Origin of the sequence: Chromobacterium aquaticum, assembly GCF_021129195.1 — a bacterium.
Classification (GTDB): Bacteria; Pseudomonadota; Gammaproteobacteria; order Burkholderiales; family Chromobacteriaceae; genus Chromobacterium; species Chromobacterium aquaticum.
In genome coordinates this window covers 1-16124 of record NZ_JAJOHW010000090.1, presented here as the reverse complement: position 1 = coordinate 16124, position 16124 = coordinate 1, and the positions used below count along the sequence as shown (strand labels likewise).

19 protein-coding genes and 1 pseudogene are annotated in these 16124 nt (G+C 65.0%); 15 read left to right on the top strand and 5 right to left on the bottom strand.

Annotated elements, in window-relative coordinates:
- The first annotated feature begins 2 nt into the window (after nucleotides 1-2).
- From LQT98_RS14255 to LQT98_RS14245, 3 genes are all read left to right on the top strand, one after another.
- Nucleotides 3-467 (top strand): DUF4136 domain-containing protein, encoded by a 465-nt coding sequence (locus LQT98_RS14255; protein ID WP_231463058.1) that lies wholly within the window; start codon nucleotides 3-5, stop codon nucleotides 465-467.
- Nucleotides 468-813: 346 nt separating this feature from the next.
- Entirely contained in the window at nucleotides 814-2178 is a 1365-nt protein-coding gene (locus LQT98_RS14250; protein ID WP_269326035.1) for an amino acid permease, read from the top strand.
- A gap of 94 nt (nucleotides 2179-2272) precedes the next feature.
- The gene (locus tag LQT98_RS14245; protein ID WP_231463057.1) at nucleotides 2273-2797 is read left to right on the top strand and encodes an O-acetyl-ADP-ribose deacetylase; all 525 of its coding nucleotides are present in this window, start codon (nucleotides 2273-2275) and stop codon (nucleotides 2795-2797) included.
- On the opposite strand, the gene LQT98_RS14240 is transcribed toward LQT98_RS14245, so the two are convergent.
- Complete coding sequence (locus LQT98_RS14240; protein WP_048408756.1) at nucleotides 2790-3665, bottom strand: ion transporter; 876 nt, start codon at nucleotides 3663-3665, stop codon at nucleotides 2790-2792. The genes LQT98_RS14245 and LQT98_RS14240 overlap by 8 nt on opposite strands.
- Before the next feature lie 208 nt (nucleotides 3666-3873).
- Between LQT98_RS14240 and cysK the strand changes: the two genes are divergently transcribed.
- Nucleotides 3874-4809 (top strand): cysteine synthase A, encoded by a 936-nt coding sequence (gene cysK, locus LQT98_RS14235; RefSeq protein WP_048408757.1) that lies wholly within the window; start codon nucleotides 3874-3876, stop codon nucleotides 4807-4809.
- Nucleotides 4810-4894: 85 nt separating this feature from the next.
- Entirely contained in the window at nucleotides 4895-5767 is an 873-nt protein-coding gene (locus LQT98_RS14230; protein WP_048408758.1) for an ATP-binding protein, read from the top strand.
- Here the strand turns inward: LQT98_RS14230 and LQT98_RS14225 are convergent.
- Nucleotides 5759-7468: a potassium/proton antiporter gene (locus LQT98_RS14225; protein WP_231463054.1), complete on the bottom strand. Its 1710-nt coding sequence runs from the start codon at nucleotides 7466-7468 to the stop codon at nucleotides 5759-5761. The genes LQT98_RS14230 and LQT98_RS14225 overlap by 9 nt on opposite strands.
- 354 nt (nucleotides 7469-7822) lie before the next feature.
- On the opposite strand from LQT98_RS14225, the gene LQT98_RS14220 reads away from it, so the two are divergent.
- The 4 genes from LQT98_RS14220 to LQT98_RS14205 all read left to right on the top strand — a co-directional run bounded on the left by LQT98_RS14220 (nucleotide 7823) and on the right by LQT98_RS14205 (nucleotide 10040).
- The gene (locus LQT98_RS14220; protein WP_082150899.1) at nucleotides 7823-8029 is read left to right on the top strand and encodes a hypothetical protein; all 207 of its coding nucleotides are present in this window, start codon (nucleotides 7823-7825) and stop codon (nucleotides 8027-8029) included.
- Between the two features lie 257 nt (nucleotides 8030-8286).
- Nucleotides 8287-8493 (top strand): hypothetical protein, encoded by a 207-nt coding sequence (locus tag LQT98_RS14215; RefSeq protein WP_197081392.1) that lies wholly within the window; start codon nucleotides 8287-8289, stop codon nucleotides 8491-8493.
- Between the two features lie 183 nt (nucleotides 8494-8676).
- On the top strand, nucleotides 8677-9615 hold the full coding sequence (locus tag LQT98_RS14210; protein ID WP_231463052.1) for a Nudix family hydrolase: 939 nt from the start codon (nucleotides 8677-8679) through the stop codon (nucleotides 9613-9615).
- Nucleotides 9612-10040, top strand: a complete 429-nt coding sequence (locus LQT98_RS14205) for a hypothetical protein (protein ID WP_048411235.1) — start codon at nucleotides 9612-9614, stop codon at nucleotides 10038-10040. The genes LQT98_RS14210 and LQT98_RS14205 overlap by 4 nt, the downstream gene beginning before the upstream one ends.
- 22 nt (nucleotides 10041-10062) lie before the next feature.
- Here LQT98_RS14205 and LQT98_RS14200 read toward each other — a convergent pair whose 3' ends face one another.
- The 3 genes from LQT98_RS14200 to LQT98_RS14190 all read right to left on the bottom strand — a co-directional run bounded on the left by LQT98_RS14200 (nucleotide 10063) and on the right by LQT98_RS14190 (nucleotide 11912).
- Nucleotides 10063-10515, bottom strand: a complete 453-nt coding sequence (locus LQT98_RS14200; RefSeq protein ID WP_048411211.1) for a DUF4442 domain-containing protein — start codon at nucleotides 10513-10515, stop codon at nucleotides 10063-10065.
- Between the two features lie 88 nt (nucleotides 10516-10603).
- A complete protein-coding gene (gene sodC, locus LQT98_RS14195) occupies nucleotides 10604-11116 on the bottom strand; it encodes a superoxide dismutase family protein (protein ID WP_231463051.1) in 513 nt (170 codons plus the stop codon).
- 130 nt (nucleotides 11117-11246) lie between these two features.
- On the bottom strand, nucleotides 11247-11912 hold the full coding sequence (locus tag LQT98_RS14190) for a cytochrome b (RefSeq protein ID WP_231463049.1): 666 nt from the start codon (nucleotides 11910-11912) through the stop codon (nucleotides 11247-11249).
- 435 nt (nucleotides 11913-12347) lie between these two features.
- Here LQT98_RS14190 and gspG point away from each other — a divergent pair, with 435 nt between their 5' ends.
- The 6 genes and pseudogenes from gspG to LQT98_RS14165 all read left to right on the top strand — a co-directional run.
- Complete coding sequence (gspG, locus tag LQT98_RS14185; protein WP_231463047.1) at nucleotides 12348-12776, top strand: type II secretion system major pseudopilin GspG; 429 nt, start codon at nucleotides 12348-12350, stop codon at nucleotides 12774-12776.
- 10 nt (nucleotides 12777-12786) lie between these two features.
- On the top strand, nucleotides 12787-13227 hold the full coding sequence (locus LQT98_RS14180) for a transglycosylase SLT domain-containing protein (protein ID WP_231463044.1): 441 nt from the start codon (nucleotides 12787-12789) through the stop codon (nucleotides 13225-13227).
- Nucleotides 13220-14410: a type II secretion system F family protein gene (locus LQT98_RS14175; protein WP_231463042.1), complete on the top strand. Its 1191-nt coding sequence runs from the start codon at nucleotides 13220-13222 to the stop codon at nucleotides 14408-14410. The genes LQT98_RS14180 and LQT98_RS14175 overlap by 8 nt, the downstream gene beginning before the upstream one ends.
- A 9-nt stretch (nucleotides 14411-14419) precedes the next feature.
- Nucleotides 14420-15367: pseudogene (locus tag LQT98_RS14170) on the top strand (GspE/PulE family protein); the annotation flags it as partial.
- Between the two features lie 28 nt (nucleotides 15368-15395).
- The gene (locus LQT98_RS24190; protein ID WP_407928950.1) at nucleotides 15396-15758 is read left to right on the top strand and encodes an ATPase, T2SS/T4P/T4SS family; all 363 of its coding nucleotides are present in this window, start codon (nucleotides 15396-15398) and stop codon (nucleotides 15756-15758) included.
- Nucleotides 15739-16124 (top strand): hypothetical protein (locus tag LQT98_RS14165; protein ID WP_231463038.1); only part of this gene is annotated, 386 nt, incomplete at its 3' end. The genes LQT98_RS24190 and LQT98_RS14165, both read left to right, overlap by 20 nt.

Below are 16124 nucleotides of genomic sequence, written 5' to 3'. Positions count from 1 at the left end.
TCATGAAATGGAAAAATTGGGGCGCCGCGGCCTTGTTGGCCGGCTTGGCGGCCGTCCCGGCCTGGGCCGGCGCGAGCACGGTGGGGCTGAGCTGCCTGCCATCGGCCGGCGCCGGCGTGGACATGCGCGAGTGGCTGCTGGATCGCTTGGTGTTGAAGGGGGCGGCGGTGGACGAAACGCGGCCGCAATGGAAGCTGTGCTTCAAGCAAGGCCAGCAGCGCCAGGTGTATTGGCCGGCGGATGGCTGGTACGCCGGCGGCTGGCGCGATTGGCGCTACGGCGGCGGCATGTACTGGTCGCCGGACTATCAGGTGCGCACCGTGCGCACGCTGGCGCTGGAGGTGGTCAATAGCGCCGACGGCGCGGTGCTGTGGCAGGGCCAGCAGGAGTTGGACGACGGCGACAACGGCCGTCAGCAATTGGAGAACGCCGCGCGCAAATTGATAGATTTGATGCCATTGCCATGATTTGTTTTGCGCTATGATGACGTGCAGGGTTTGATAATGGCGGGCTATATGGGGTTTCCCGTATTGCCGACGGCCGGCCCTGCGGTACTATCGCATTCTTCCCCGGCATGAACTGCGTGGATCGGTGGCTTAAGCACCGCGCTCGACAATGGCAAGTCCTTGTTATGGCGTCTAATTTAAAGCCAGCGGCGGACAGGACAGCGGGGGAGAGGACACAACAGATCATACAGGCCCCATCCGAGTATGAAGCGCCCGCCGGGACAGCGGGCGCTTTGTCGTTGTACCGGACGGCCGTTACGGGACAGTGAAACAAATGAGTTTGATGCGCAAAAAGAGCGTCCAGGGAATGCTGGCTACCGCTCAGACCTCGCGTGGGCTTCGCAAGGAGCTTTCCGCTTTCGACCTTACCATGCTCGGCATCGGCGCCATCATCGGCACCGGCATCTTCGTGCTGACCGGCACCGGCGCCACGGTGGCCGGCCCCGGACTGGTGCTTTCCTTCGTGATCAGCGCCTTCGCCTGCGGTTTCGCCGCGCTGTGCTATGCCGAGTTCGCTTCCATGCTGCCGGTTTCCGGCTCCACTTACACCTATGCCTATGCGACGCTGGGCGAGATGATAGCCTGGATCATAGGCTGGGACTTGCTGCTGGAATATCTGCTGGCCTCGTCGGCGGTGTCGGTGGGCTGGTCCGGTTATTTCCAGAGCCTGCTGTCGGGCTTCGGCGTGACCCTGCCTGAATACCTGACCGCCGCCGCCGGCTCGCTGCCGGGCAAGCAGACGCTGTTCAATCTGCCGGCCTTCTGCGTGGCGATGGTGATCACCGCCTTGCTGGCCTTCGGCATCAAGGAATCCAAGCGCGTCAACAATGTGGTGGTGCTGATCAAGGTGGGCGTGGTGTTGCTGTTCATCGGCATCGGCGTGTGGCACGTCAAGCCGGTGAACTGGCAGCCGGCGCTGCCCTTCGGCTTCTCCGGCGTGTTCCACGGCGCCGCCATCGTGTTCTTCAGCTTCATCGGCTTCGACGCGGTGACCTGCGCCGCCGAGGAAGTGAAGAACCCGGCCAAGGACATTCCGCGCGGGGTGATCTGGTCGCTGGGCGTGTGCTCGCTGCTTTACGTGGTGGTGGCCGCCATCATGACCGGCATCGTGCCTTATATGCAGTTCGCCGGCGTAGACCATCCGGTGTCGCTGGCGCTGCAAGTGGCCAAGCTGGACTGGTTCGCCGGCTTTGTCGACCTGGGCGCCATTCTCGGCATGATGACGGTGATCCTGGTGATGACTTACGGCCAGACCCGCATCCTGTTCGCGATGTCGCGCGACGGCCTGCTGCCCAAGATCTTCTCCGAGGTGAACCCCAAGTACGGCACCCCGTACAAGGCCACTTGGCTGATCGGCACCATTATCGCCTTGCTGGCCGGCTTCGTGCCGCTGCACACCCTGGCCGAGCTGGTGAACATCGGCACCCTGGCCGCCTTCACCCTGATCGCCTTGTCGGTGATCGTGCTGCGCAAGCGCGAGCCCGATCTGCCGCGCAAATTCGTCTGCCCGGGCGTGCCCTACATCCCGACGCTGGCCATCTTGTGCTGCGGCTTCCTGATGACTCAGCTGTCGTTGCTGACCTGGTTGTGCTTCATGGCCTGGCTGCTGATCGGCCTGGTGGTGTATTTTGGCTATTCGCGGCGCAATTCGCTGTTGAACAACCCTGCTTAAAGGCAGAAAAGGAAAAAGCCGGCATCCGCCGGCTTTTTTTGCGCCTGGCGTCGGCGGGCGGATAATGGCGGCATGGATAAATAAGGGGGAAGCGATGGAAGCGAAGACCGAATTGTCGGCATGGCAGGGCGACATCACCACGCTGGTGCTGGACGCCATCGTCAACGCCGCCAACACCAGCTTGCTGGGCGGCGGCGGCGTGGACGGCGCCATCCACCGCGCCGCCGGGCCGGAGCTGCTGGCGGAATGCCGGAGCTTGCACGGCTGCCGCGTCGGCGAGGCTAAGCTGACCGCCGGCCATCGGCTGCCGGCGCGGCATGTGATCCACACCGTGGGCCCGGTGTGGCAGGGCGGCGCCCACGGCGAGGCGGAGCTGCTGGCCGCCTGCTACCGCAACAGCCTGGAATTGGCGGCGCGTCATGGTTTGGACAGCATCGCCTTCCCGGCGATCAGTTGCGGCGTTTACGGCTATCCGCAGCAGCAGGCCGCCATCATCGCGGTGGACACGGTGCGCGCTTGGCTGGCGCGCGAGCCGCATGGCTTGCGGCGGGTGTTGCTGGTGGCTTTCGACGACGCGATGGCTGGCCGTTATCGGCAGTTGCTGGCCGGCGCTAGCTGACCTCGCCCTTGGACGGGCGCGGCAGTTGGCCGCCGCAGTGTTTGCAGAAGCGCGCGTCCCAGTCGTGGCCCTCGGTGAAGCAGTGCGGGCACAGCCGGGTGCCGGACACCGCCTCCGCTGTCTTGCTCTTGGCGCCGCTGCCGCGCGCGATTTCGGCGGTGACGATGCCGGTGGGCACCGCGATGATGCCGTAGCCGGTGATCATCACCACGCTGGCCAGCGCCTGGCCCAGCGGCGTCTTGGGCGTGATGTCGCCAAAGCCCACCGTGGTCAGGGTGACGATGGCCCAGTAAATGCTGACCGGGATGCTGGTGTAGCCGTGCTCCGGCCCTTCGATCACGAACATCAGCGTGCCCAGGATCACCACCAGCAGCACCACGGTGACCAGGAACACCGTGATCTTGCGGCGGCTGGCCAGCATTGCCCGTTTCAGCTCGCTGGCCTCGCCGATATAGCGCGTCAGCTTGAGGATGCGGAACATGCGCAGCAGCCGCAGGATGCGGATATCGGCCAGGAAGCGGCTTTCCGGGATGAACAATCCCAGATAGAGCGGCAGCACCGCCATCAAGTCGATGACGCCGAAGAAGCTTTTCACATAGCGCATCGGCTTGTGGATACAGATCAGCCGCAATGCGTATTCGATAGTGAACAGAATGGTGAAACACCAGTCTAGAATCTTGAGCTGGGCGCCCCAGGCGGCCTGTATGCTTTGCACGCTTTCCAGAATCACCGTCAGCACCGACAACAGGATGGCGATGATCAGCGCCAGGTCGAAGATGCGCCCCAGCCGGGTATCGGCCTCGTAAATGATGATGTAGAGCTTGCGGCGCCAGCCGGTGAGCGGGATCAGCGTTTCCTGTGTCGGCATAAGTGGGGAGTGGACCTCGGTCTGCGGGTGATGGGCACTGGTTTCAGTGTAGCGGTTTTGCCGTCGCGGCCATGGCGGTGCCAGGGCGCGGCCGGCTGAGACTGCCAAGTTTGCCGATTATAAGCAAACAATATTTAGCATTGCCGTACGGCTTGTTTATGATGCTGGGTAATATGGTTTTCTTCAAAACTGTCTGTGGAGAATAAAGATGCGAATTGCCAATGCAGTGACGGATTTGATCGGCAACACCCCGCTGGTGCGGCTGAACCGGGTGAGCGATGGTTGCGGCGCCACCGTGGTGGCCAAGCTGGAGTTCTTCAACCCGGCTCACAGCGTCAAGGACCGCATCGCGGTGGCGATGATAGACGCCGCCGAACAGGCCGGCAAGATCGGCCCGGACACCACCATCGTTGAACCCACTTCCGGCAATACCGGCATCGGTCTGGCCATGGTCTGCGCCGCGCGCGGCTACAAGCTGGTGATCACCATGCCGGAAACCATGAGCCGCGAACGCCGCCAGCTGCTGCGCGCCTATGGCGCCGAACTGATCCTGACCCCGGGCCCCGATGGCATGGGCGGCGCCATCGCCAAGGCGCGCGAGCTGGTGGAGCAGAATCCGGACAGCCATTTCATGCCGCAGCAGTTTGAGAACCCGGCCAATCCGGCCATTCACCGCAACACCACCGCCGAGGAAGTGTGGAACGACACCGACGGCCAGGTCGACATCTTCGTCGCCGGCGTCGGTACCGGCGGCACCATCACCGGTGTGGGCGAAGTGCTGAAGGCGCGCAAGCCCGGCGTGCAGATCGTGGCGGTGGAGCCGGACGCGTCGCCGGTGCTGTCCGGCGGCCCCAAGGGCCCGCACCCTATCCAGGGCATAGGCGCCGGCTTCGTGCCCGCCATCCTCAATACCGATATTTACGATGAAATCATCCGCGTGAAGAACGAGGATGCGATGGAAACCGCGCGCGCGGTGGCCGCGCGCGAAGGCTTGCTGGTGGGCATTTCCTCCGGCGCGGCGGTGTGGGCGGCGCTGGAGCTGGCCAAGCGTTCGGAAAACGCCGGCAAGCTGATCGTGGTGGTGATTCCCTCCTTTGGCGAGCGTTATCTGTCCACGCCCTTGTTCCAACATCTGGCGGACTGAGTCCGGCCGCGTCCGCGAGCATCGACAGCCTGGCGGCTTTCTGCCAGGCTGTTTGTTTTTGTCGTTTCGCATCGAGGGGGAAATCATGGAGCAGTTGCAAGCCTTCCTGGCCCGGGCCGAAGCCATGCTGGCGCGCCTGGAGCCCTTGCTGCCGCCGGCGCGGCCGGAGCCGGATTGGAACGCATTGGCTTTCCGCTGGCAGCGCCAGGGCATGGCCGGCTGGCTGGAAGCGGTGGCGGAGCCGCACGCGCCGGAACTGGAACGGCTGACCCATATCGACGCCCAGCGCGCGCAGTTGCTGCGCAACACCCGCCAATTCGTCAAGGGCCGGCCGGCCAACAATGTGCTGCTCACCGGCGCGCGCGGCACCGGTAAATCCTCGCTGGTCAAGGCGCTGCTGCCGGAGTTCGCCGCCAAGGGCCTGCGCATCATCGAGGTGGACAAGGCGCAGCTGGGCGATCTGAACCGCATCGTCGAGATGGTGGCCGGACGCAAGGAGCGCTTCATCCTGTTCTGCGACGATCTGTCCTTCGAGCAGGGCGACGACGCCTACAAGGCGCTGAAGACCGCGCTGGACGGCGGCCTGGCACGCCGCGTCGACAATGTCTTGGTGTACGCGACGTCCAACCGCCGTCATCTGATGCCGGAGAAAATGAGCGAAAACCGCGAAGGTTGGGTGCAGGACGGCGAAATCCATCCGGGCGAGGCGATAGAGGAAAAGGTGTCGCTGTCCGATCGTTTCGGCTTGTGGCTGTCCTTCTATCCCTTCGATCAGGACGCCTACCTGGCGGCGGCGGCCGAGTGGCTGGCGCATTTCGGCCTGAAGCTGGACGCCGAGGCGGAAAAGGCCGCGCTGCACTGGAGCCATCTGCGCGGCAGCCGCTCCGGCCGTGTCGCCTGGCAGTTCGCCTGCGACTGGGCCGGGCGCGGCGCCAAGGAGCGCAAAGCCTTATTGTGATTTCAAATAGCGCAGGCCCACGCTTTTGACCTGGCCGTCGGCGGCGGCGCGTATCACCATCTCCAGGCGGTCCAGCCGCAATACGTCGCCGGCCACCAGTGGATAGCCGCAGGCGCGCTTGCAGTATTCGGCGATGCTGGCGGCGCGGTCGCGTTCGCTCAGATTCAGGCCGTAGCTGTCGGCCAGATCGGCCAGCCGCGCCTGGCCGGACACGGTGAAGTAACCGTAGTAAGGATCGTCGCCGGGCGGGTGGAAGGCCTCGCCGGCGGTTTCCAGCGCCGGGCCGGGGCCGATCAGGCAGGCCCAGTCGCCGGCGCGCAGCGTCTGGCTGGCCGCCGGCTCCAGCGGCAACTCCTCGCGGTACAGCGCCGCCAACTTCACTCCGGCGGGCAAGGCCAGTTCGCCGGCCAGCTGGCCTTCGGCCGGGCTATCGGCGCGCACCAGGCAGGAAGCGGCCTCGTAGCGGGCCTGCTGGCCGCTGACCACCGGCACCCGGTGCTCCACGTCTGGCCGCGCTGGCAATTTCAGCTTCAGCTTTTCCGCCAGCGGCGCGATGGTCCAGCCCTGGAACAGCAGCGACATCATCACCACGAAGAAAGCCACGTTGAAGAACAGCTGGCTATTGGGCAGCCCCGCCATCAGCGGGAAAATGGCCAGAATCACCGGCACCGCGCCGCGCAGGCCCACCCAGCTCATGAACAGCTTTTCCGCCTTGGGCACCGGGAAGGGCAGCATGCACAGCCATACCGCCAGCGGCCGCGCCACCAGCATCAGCACGATGGAGATCGCCAGCGCATAGGGCGCCACCGGCAGCAGATTGGACGGCGTGACCAGCAAGCCCAGCACCAGGAACATGGTGACCTGGGCCAGCCAGGCATAGCCGTCGTGGATATTCAATAGATTGGGCAGGTCCGCCACCCGGGCGTTGCCCACCACGATGCCGGCCAGGTAGATGGCGAGGAAACCGCTGCCGCCGGCCGCCGTGGTCAGGCTGAACAGCGCGCCGGCGGTGCCCAGGCTGAACAGCGCCAGCATCGCGCCGCGCGGCCCCAGGCGTTGGAACAGCCAGACCATGGCCTTGCCGCCGCCCCAGCCGGCCAGCGCGCCCAGGCCCATTTGCTTGACGAACAGCCACAGCATGGCGGCGACGCCGGCGTCCTGACCCTGTTGGCCCAATACCCCGATCAGCGCCGAGGTCAGGAACACCGCCATCGGATCATTGCTGCCGGATTCGATTTCCAGCGCGCTGCCGACGCGGCGGTTGATTTCCAGGCCGCGCCCGGACAGGAGGGCGAACACCGCGGCGGCGTCGGTGGAGCCAACGATGGCGCCGATCAGCAAGCCCTCCAGCCAGCTCAGCTTCAGCACCCAGGCGGCGAACAGGCCGGTCACCGCCGTGGTGATCAGCACCCCCAGCGTGGCCAGCACCCCGGCCGGTTTCAGGCTGATGCGGAAGCTGTCCTGGCGCGTGCGCAGGCCGCCGTCGAACAGAATCACCACCAGGGCGATGGTGCCGACCACATAGCTGAGTTGGTAATTGCTGAACACGATCTTGCCGGGGCCATCCTCGCCGGCCAGCATGCCCAGCGCGAGGAAGACCAGCAGCAGCGGCGCGCCGAAGCGGGAGGCGATCGAGGACACCACCAGGCTGGCGAGGAATACCAGCGAGCCGGCCAGGATGAGTGAGTTTAAGGTGTCCAAGTGCAAGCTCCTTCTGGCTGGATGGGGGAAGGTGATGACGAAATCGCTCAAGCCTGGCGGCGGAACGCGGACGGCCGTCCCTGTGCCGCGATGGGCGGCAAGGAATGACAATCGGGATAAATATGCAGATTTCGCAGGTTTACCGTGCTAATGGTAACACTTTGAGGCTTATCAGCCGCGCTTGAAACGGCCCATCCGTTAATTTTTGCAGTTTATTCGTGCTAGCTGATTTTATTTGGCTTGGTAATACTGCCAAATATATGACGAAGAAGTTATTTGGTGCAGAGTTTGGTGTATATTGTTTTTGCATTTTTTAATTGTTAATTAATGATAAGTAATTATCGAGAGGTGTGTATGACGGTACGTAAATTTGCGCTGCTGGTGGCGGGTCTGAGCGTTTCCTGGATGGCTTTTGCTTCCATGGCTCCTTGGTACCTATGGGAAAGCAAGTCCGACGGCCATCTGGTGTGCTCGCAATTCTCCTATGGACCGGGTTGGGTTTTGCTCAATAGCATTCCTTACAAAGACGCGGGCTGCCGCGTTCAAGGCCGCCCAGGCTGATCGGGGGCTGCTGCCGACGGCTCCGGCCCAGGGCAGAGTGCGCCATTCCGGGCGCAAGCAGGAGGACGGGGGCGCCGCGGCGCCCCTATTGCTGCGTGCTAGTCAAGAGGCTGCGTGCAGGGCATGACACCGCCTTCCAGGCAAAGTGGCAGGCGGCGCTTTATGCCAACAGTATGATTCGGTATATTGTCATGGCATTTTTCCGCCTGGCCACTCCATCTTGGCCGTGGTGTCCTTCACTTTGTCCTGAGGTATGCATGATGATTCGCAAAATTGTTCTGACCCTGGCGGCCTTGTCCTTCCCCCTGCTGACCTTGGCCGCGCCGGCGCCCTGGTATTTGTGGCAAAGCAAGGTGGACGGCAAGCTTGCTTGCTCGCAATTCTCCCTGGGACCGGGTTGGGTGCAGTTCAGCAACCAGCCTTACAAGGACGCGGGCTGCACCAAGCCGGGCCGTCCGGGCTGAGGTCTGAGGTCTAAGAGCCTGTTCAAAGGCTCGCCTTAGCTCGCGAGATCGTAAACAGGCTCTAATACAGTTATTTGAGTCAATAAGGGCGCCGCGGCGCCCTTATTGCTGGGGAGCGCTTGCGGTAGAATGCGCTGCCGGCCGTCGAGAGCCGGAACGATATTCACCGGGCAAGACCAAGCAATGAGCGACAGCAAGATCATCGAGGTAGTGGCCGGCGCGCTGATGCGGCCGGATGGCAGTTTCATGCTGGGCAGCCGGCCGGAAGGCAAGCCCTATGCCGGTTACTGGGAGTTCCCCGGCGGCAAGGTGGAGCCGGGCGAAAGCGGCGAGCAGGCGCTGGCGCGCGAACTGCACGAGGAAATGGGCATTGAAATGCTGGCCGCGACGCCGTGGCTGACTAAGGTCCACCATTATGAACACGCCTCGGTGCGGCTGCATTTCTTCCGTGTCTGGTCCTGGCGCGGCGAGCCTCAATCGCGGGAAGGCCAAAGCTTCGCCTGGCAGACGCCGGGCGCTTGCACGGTGCAGCCCATGCTGCCAGCCAACGGACCCATTCTCAAATCGCTGGAATTACCGGCGGCTTATGCGATCACTTGCGCGCACGAAATCGGCGTCGATGCGCAGTTGCGTCGGCTGGAACAGGGGCCGGCCTGGGGCATGGTGCAGGTGCGCGAACCGCAGATGGCGCGCGCCGAGCTCGCTGATTTCGTCGCCAAGGCGGCTGCCATCGTCCATGGCCGCGGCGGCAAGCTGCTGCTCAACGCCGACCCGGTCTGGGCGGCGGAGTGGCCGGTGGATGGCGTGCATCTGAACGCCGCGCGACTGGCCTCGTTGAACGAACGCCCGGACTTTGTCTGGGTTGGCGCTTCGGCGCATGACGCGGCGCAAGTGGCGCGTATAGGCGAACTGGGCCTGGATTACGCCTTGCTCGGCCATGTCGCCGCCACCGCCAGCCATCCCGGCGCGGCGGCGCTGGGATGGGATGGGTTCCGGGCCTGCCTGGCCGCCGGCGCGCCGACGCCAGTGTACGCCTTGGGCGGCATGAGTTTGGAGGATTTGGACGCCGCCCGTTGTCACGGCGCGCATGGGGTGGCGTTGATGCGGGGGGCCTGGCGATGACGGCCAAGCAACGGAAATGGCTGGCGCTGGGCGGTGCCTTGCTACTGCTGGCTGGCGTCAAGTTCGGTCTGATTTATTACTGGTATGGCCAGCGGCAGCCGGTCAAGCCGCAGCCCTTGGCTTGCGGCGCCGGCCAACTGTCCTGCGCGCTGCCCGGCGGCGGCGCTTGGCGTTTCGTGTCGGCGCCGGTGCACGGCAAGCCGTTCGAAATCCGCCTGCAAGGCGTCGTCGCGCGCGAGACGCCGCAGGTGGAGTTCAATATGGCCGACATGGACATGGGTTTCAATCGCTACACCTTCGTGCGCGACGGCGCCGATTGGAAGGCGACGGTGACGCTGCCGCTGTGCGTCAGCGGCAGCCGTGACTGGCTGGCGACGCTGAGCCTGGACGGCAAACGCTATCTGCTGCCGTTCTCCGCGCGCTGAACCACGGGGGCGGCGCGCCGCCTCATCTTTTCTTGCGCTTGACGTAGAGCGTCTTGTGCACCCGGGCCACCACCTCGCCCTGCTGATCCACCACGTCCACCAGTAGCTGCGGCAAATACTTGTCGCCGTGCGCGGTGTGGCGTCTGACTTCGTCCAGCGTTTCCGGCGTCAGCCGGAAATGCGCGCGCACCGTGCCGCGTCCCGGTTTCAGATAGTCGATGCTGCCGCTCTTGTCCCACACATAGTAGTCCCGCCCCAACTGATGCATCAGCATCAGCATGAAGAAGGGATCGGTCATCGCGTACAGGCTGCCGCCGAAATGGGTGCCGACGTAGTTGCGATTGCCGAAGCTCAGTTTCAACTGCACCTCGATGTCGCTGAAGTCGGCTGCCAGCCGCTTGACGCGGATGCCGGCACCCAGGAAGGGCGGCCATAGATTGAGCAGAAATCGGAACAGCCAGGCGGGTGGTTTCATCGCGTTAAAACGGTCGTTTGAATTCTGTCATCGTCGATAAAAAAACCGGCGCTGTCAATCGCGCCGGTCCGGTTTGTCGCGGGCGGGTTTATTTGACCACGCCGCAAGCCACGCGCGCGCCGCCGCCGCCCAGCGGCAGCGGATGGTCGCTGTGATTGTCGCCGCCGGCATGCACCATCAGCGCATGGCCAGCGAAGTCGGCGGCCTTCAGCCGTGGTGCCAGCACCGGGTAGGTCGCCTTGCCGTCGGCGCCCACGTATAGCGCCGGCAGGTCGCCCTTATGGCCTTGGCCATAGGGGCCGGCGTGCGCGCCGGTCTTGTCCGGGTCCCAGTGGCCGCCGGCGGCGCCGGCTGGCGTGATGGTCCCATTGGCGCCGACGGATGGCGCGCAGGACGCCTTCTCATGCACGTGGAAGCCATGCACGCCCGGCGGCAGCTTTGCCAGATTAGGCGTCAGCAAGGCGCCATAGGGCGTGTCTTCTATCTGGACGCTGCCGGCGGGGCCGGCATCGCCCTTGGCGTCGACAAAGGACAGTTCCACGGTTTGGGCCAGCGCCAGCGCGGGCAGACAGCACAGCAGGGTGAGTAGAGTACGCGACATGGGCAGAATCTCCTGGTGAGAGCGGGGGAAAGCTATGGCGATTGTGCCATTCCCCGCTCCTTGGACGGCCTGGCTGATCGGTCGGTTCTCGCCCAGCGCCGGATCACGCTCGCGAGACTTTGAACAAGCTCTAGGAGGCCAGCCGATCCGTGGGCGGCAACTCTTGATTCTGCGCTTCGGTATCCTGCGAACAGCGGTGGCAGTCGGCCACGGCAGGAGTCGGAACCGAAGCCGGCCGCCGCCAGCTCATGCGCCGCAGCGTGTCGTCCTTCAGCACGGCATGGTGCCAAATGGCGGCGGAGACGTGGACGGCGAGCAGGCCATAGAAGATCCAGCCCAGCCATTCGTGCAGCCGCACCGCGCTGACGACCAGAGCCGGATCTGCCTCGACCAGGCGCGGAAAGTAGATGCCGAGCAAGGGCACCGGGATTCTCAGGCCCTTGGCGTTGACGATGATCCAGCCCAATAAGCATGAACCCAGGATGAAGCCGTAGATCGCCAGATGAGCGGCGTGGGCGCAAGCGCGCTGCGCGCGGCTGCTGCCGGCCAGCGGCGGCAGCGCCGGACCGGCCAGCCGCGTGGCGGCGCGCAATAGCGTGAGCGAGAGCAGGGCCATGCCACAGCCGATGTGCACGACCATCACGCTGCGCATGTCGATGGCGGTGTGACTGACCAGAAGGTCGCGTAGCCCACCGGCCAGCGCCAGGCTGGCCATCAGCAGCACGCTCAGCCAGTGAAACAGAATTTGCAGACGCGGGTAGCCTTGGCTGCGGGACGCCGGGGCGGAAGGGTGCATGACGCTTCTCCAATGAAGCCCGGCCGCGTCGGACATATCCTCCGCGGCGGGGCTGGATTTAAAAAGCGCCATTCAAACGCTTGCATGGCCAGGAGGCCAGCTTTCTTAAGTCATTCTAAATCCAGTCAATCCCATGCTTATATCCGGCTAGTTTTTATATGAATCTTCTATTCAGTTAATTTTAAATCATTATCTCATTGTCCTGAGTTTCCCGAATTTAGATTCCTTTTAGAAATATTGAGAATGGCTGAACGGCTGTGTGAGCATGGCCGGGCAGAGAAAAGCCCAGGTCCTTGATCAAGCTTGGCTTTGCCGCGGCAGCGGAGCGATTCCCTGCCGAAAGCGGTAAGCGGATGGCGCGTGCTGGCGCGGACCGGACCGATATTCTCAAGCGCCCGCCCTGAAGCGTGGCCTTATTTCTGGAAGAGTAATTTTATGACGATGATCAGCGCTCAATGGCGACGAGCTAGGCAAGGCGGATTCACGCTGCTGGAATTATTGGTGGTGCTGCTGATTATTGCCTTATTGGCCGGCTATGTCGGTCCCAAGCTGTTTTCCCAAGTGGACAAGGCCAAGGTCAAGGCCACCCAGGCGCAGATGAAAACCCTGGGCGATGCGCTGGTGCAATACCGGCTGGATGTCGGCAGCTATCCCAGTTCGGAACAGGGTCTGGACGCGCTGGTGAAAGCGCCGCCGGGCGTGGCCGGCTGGCATGGCCCTTATCTGGCGCAGGATGTGCCGCTGGATGCCTGGGGCCGGCCGTATCAATTGCAAGTGCCGGGCCGCGCGGCCGAGGCGGAAATCCTGTCCCTGGGCGAGGAAGGGCGAGCGGGAGGCAATGGTGAACTGGTGCACGCGCTGTAAGGCGTTGCTGTTGACGGCGCTTGCCGCGCTGTCGGGCGGCGCGCAGGCCGAGGCTAACTGCTGGCGCGCCGCCGGCGCGCGCCATCAGGTGGATCCGCTGCTGCTGTATTCGATCGCCAAGGTGGAGTCCTCGTTGAACCCGCGCGCGATCAATTACAACAAGAACGGCAGCCACGATATCGGCCTGATGCAAATCAACAGCCAGCATTTGCCGGCCTTGAGCCAGCGCGGCATCACGCGCCAACGGCTGCTGGACGATCCCTGCCTGAGCATACAGGTGGGCGCGTCGATACTGTCCGGCTTCATCCAGCGCTATGGCTATACCTGGCGCGCGGTGGGCGCTTACAACGCCGGCGGCGCGGCGGCGCGCGAGACGGCGCGCCAGCGCTATGTGGGCAAGGTGTGGCGCGAATACTTGCAACTGCGCGCGGAACGTCGCCGAGATGGCTGAATACCGGATCAGCACGTTGCGGCAGGGGGCGGTGCAACTGCGCCTGGTGCAGGCGGACAGCGAAGCGGCCGCGCGGGCCCAAGTGGGCGCGGACGAGGGCATGCTGCTGGAAGTGGCGCGCGTTGCCGGCGCCCGGCGCGATGGGCTGCGCCTGAACGGCGCGGCGCTCGGCCTGCTGTTGCAGGAGCTGTCGGCGCTGCTGGAGGCTGGCCTGGTGCTGATCGAGGCGCTGGAAGCGCTGCGCGACAAGGCCGGGCAGGGCAATAGGCCGCTGCAAGGGGTGTTGGAACAATTGCTGCAGACCCTATACCAGGGGCAGCCGTTGTCGCGGGCGATGCAGGCGCAGCCGGCGGTGTTCCCGGAGCTGCTGGTGGCCACCGTGGCCTCGTCGGAAGGCAGCGGCCAATTGCCGGCGGCGTTGAAGCGCTACCAGTACTACGAACAACGCGTCGCCACGTTGCGCAAGCGGGTGACCGGCGCGCTGGTCTATCCGGCGGTGGTGCTGAGCGTGGGCGGCGGCATCCTGCTGTTCATGCTGTTCTTCGTGATCCCCCGCTTCGCCGTGGTGTTCGAATCGCTGCGCGAACTGCCGGCCACCGCGGCCGCCATGCTGTGGTGGGCGCGGCTGGTGCAGAGCCACGGCGGCTTGTTGGGCGCGGGGCTGGCCGGAGGCCTGCTCGCGGTGGCGGCGACGCTGCGCGCGAGCCGGGTCCGTCGCGCGCTGCTGGCGCGGTTGTGGACGCTGCCCAAGCTGCGCGATGTCGCCCAATTGTTCGTGCTGGCGCGCTTCTACCGCAGCGCCGGCTTGCTGATCGACGGCGGCACGCCGGCGCTGCAGGCCTTCGAGCTGTCCGGGCGGCTGCTGCCGGCGGCGCATGGGCAGCGGCTGAGCCGCGCGCTGGAAGAGCTGCGCGCCGGCAAGCCGGTGGCGGCGACGCTGGCGCGCCATGGCCTGACCACGGCGGTGGCCGAGCGGCTGCTGCGCGTGGGCGAGCAGAGCGGAGACCTGGGCGGGATGTGCGAGCGCATCGCCCACTTTCACGATGGCACGCTGGACCAGGCGATAGAAGTGTTCAGCAAAGTGTTCGAACCGATTTTGATGTTGGCGGTCGGCGGCCTGGTCGGCCTGATCGTCACCCTGTTGTACATGCCGATTTTCGAACTGGCCGGCGGCATGGGCTGAGGAATACCGATGGAACAATTACTGGATGTCGCCGTACCCACCGCCTGGCAATGGCGGCGCGAGAGCGGCGAGCAAGACCTCTCGCTGGCCGAACTGCTGGACCGGCAACTGGAGCGCGAACCGGACAGCCTGCCGCTGGCGGCCAGGCTGCTGGGGCTGAGCGCGCTGAGCGGTGGCCAACTGCGCGAGGCGGCGCCGCGTTTCGACCTGCTGCCGTTGGCCGAGGCCCTGTCCTGTCGCGTGGCGCCGCTGGAATGGCAGGGGCGGCTCTATCTGGCCATGGCCGAGCCCTTGCATCTGGACGCGCGGTTGCGGCTGCAAAACCGCTTGCTCGGCGCCGGCCACCGCTTCGCCATCTGCCTGCCCGGCGTCGTCGACGCCTGGCTGAAACAGGCGGAGGCCAGCGAGCGGGTGATGGACGGCGCTGCGGTGGACCTGGCCGAGGACAGCTTGGCCAAGGCGGTGGAATCGATCTCGCTGAGCAGCCTGGCCAAGGATGAAAGCCCGGTGATCCGCCTGGTCAACATGACCTTGTACGACGGCCTGCAAAGCCGCGCCAGCGACATCCACCTGGAGTCCAGCGTCGCTGGCCTGCATATCCGCTACCGCATCGACGGCGTGATGCAGTCCATCCGGCAGGTGCCGGGGCAATTGGTGGCCAGCCAGGCGATGTCGCGGCTGAAAGTGCTGTCCAGCCTGGACATCGCGGAAAAGCGCGTGCCGCAGGATGGCCGCTTCAAAGTGGCGCTGCAAGGGCGCGAAGTGGATTTCCGCGTCTCCATCATGCCGGGCGCTCATGGCGAAAACGCGGTGTTGCGGCTGCTGGACAAATCCCAGCGCGGCGACAGCCTGAACCTGGACACCCTGGGCTTTCCCGGCGAAACCGCGCGCCGCATCCGCGCGCTGGCGCAACTGCCCTATGGCCTGACCCTGATCACCGGTCCCACCGGCAGCGGCAAGTCCACNNGAAACCGCCGCCATCGCGGTGCAGTCGGCGCTGACCGGCCACCGCGTGCTGTCCTCGGTGCACGCCAACGACGCCTTCAGCGTGATCGACCGCTTCCTCTACATGGGCGTGGAACCGGCCTCTTTTCTGGAGGCGCTCAACGGCGTGGTGTCGCAGCGCCTGGTGCGTCGTCTGTGCGCGGCCTGTGGCGGAGCCGCTTGCGAGCTCTGCCGCGGCAGCGGCTTTCACGGCCGCATCGCGCTGGCGGAAGTGCTGCGGCTGGNNCAACAGGCGCTGGCACAGTGCGCAGATTATCAATCGATGCGCGCCGCCGCCGATGAGGCGGTGGCGCGTGGACTCACCACTTACCAGGAGGTCAGCCGTGCCGTGGCCATGGAATGAAAGAACCGTGCTGATCGAGGCCGAAGAGGCGATCCTGCTGCCGGATGTCGCAAGCGAAGGCAAGCGCTGGCGCTGCCGCCACCACGGCAAGCCGGCGCAGGCGCTGGCCATGCTGCTGGGCGGCGCCGCGCGCGCGCGCCCGGCCTGGCGCAACCGCGTGCATGTGCTGCTCGGCTATCCATGGGCGCATAGCCAACTATTGCCGTGGCAGGACGGTCTGGCCGGGCGGCAAGCGCAGTGGCGCGCCTATGCGCTGGGCCTGATGCGTGAGCGCGGCATCGGCGGCGAACTGGCGCTGCGGCTGACGCCACCGCGTCACGGCGCCGCGCGGCTGGCTTGCGCCGCCGACGCCGCCTTGCTTGGTGA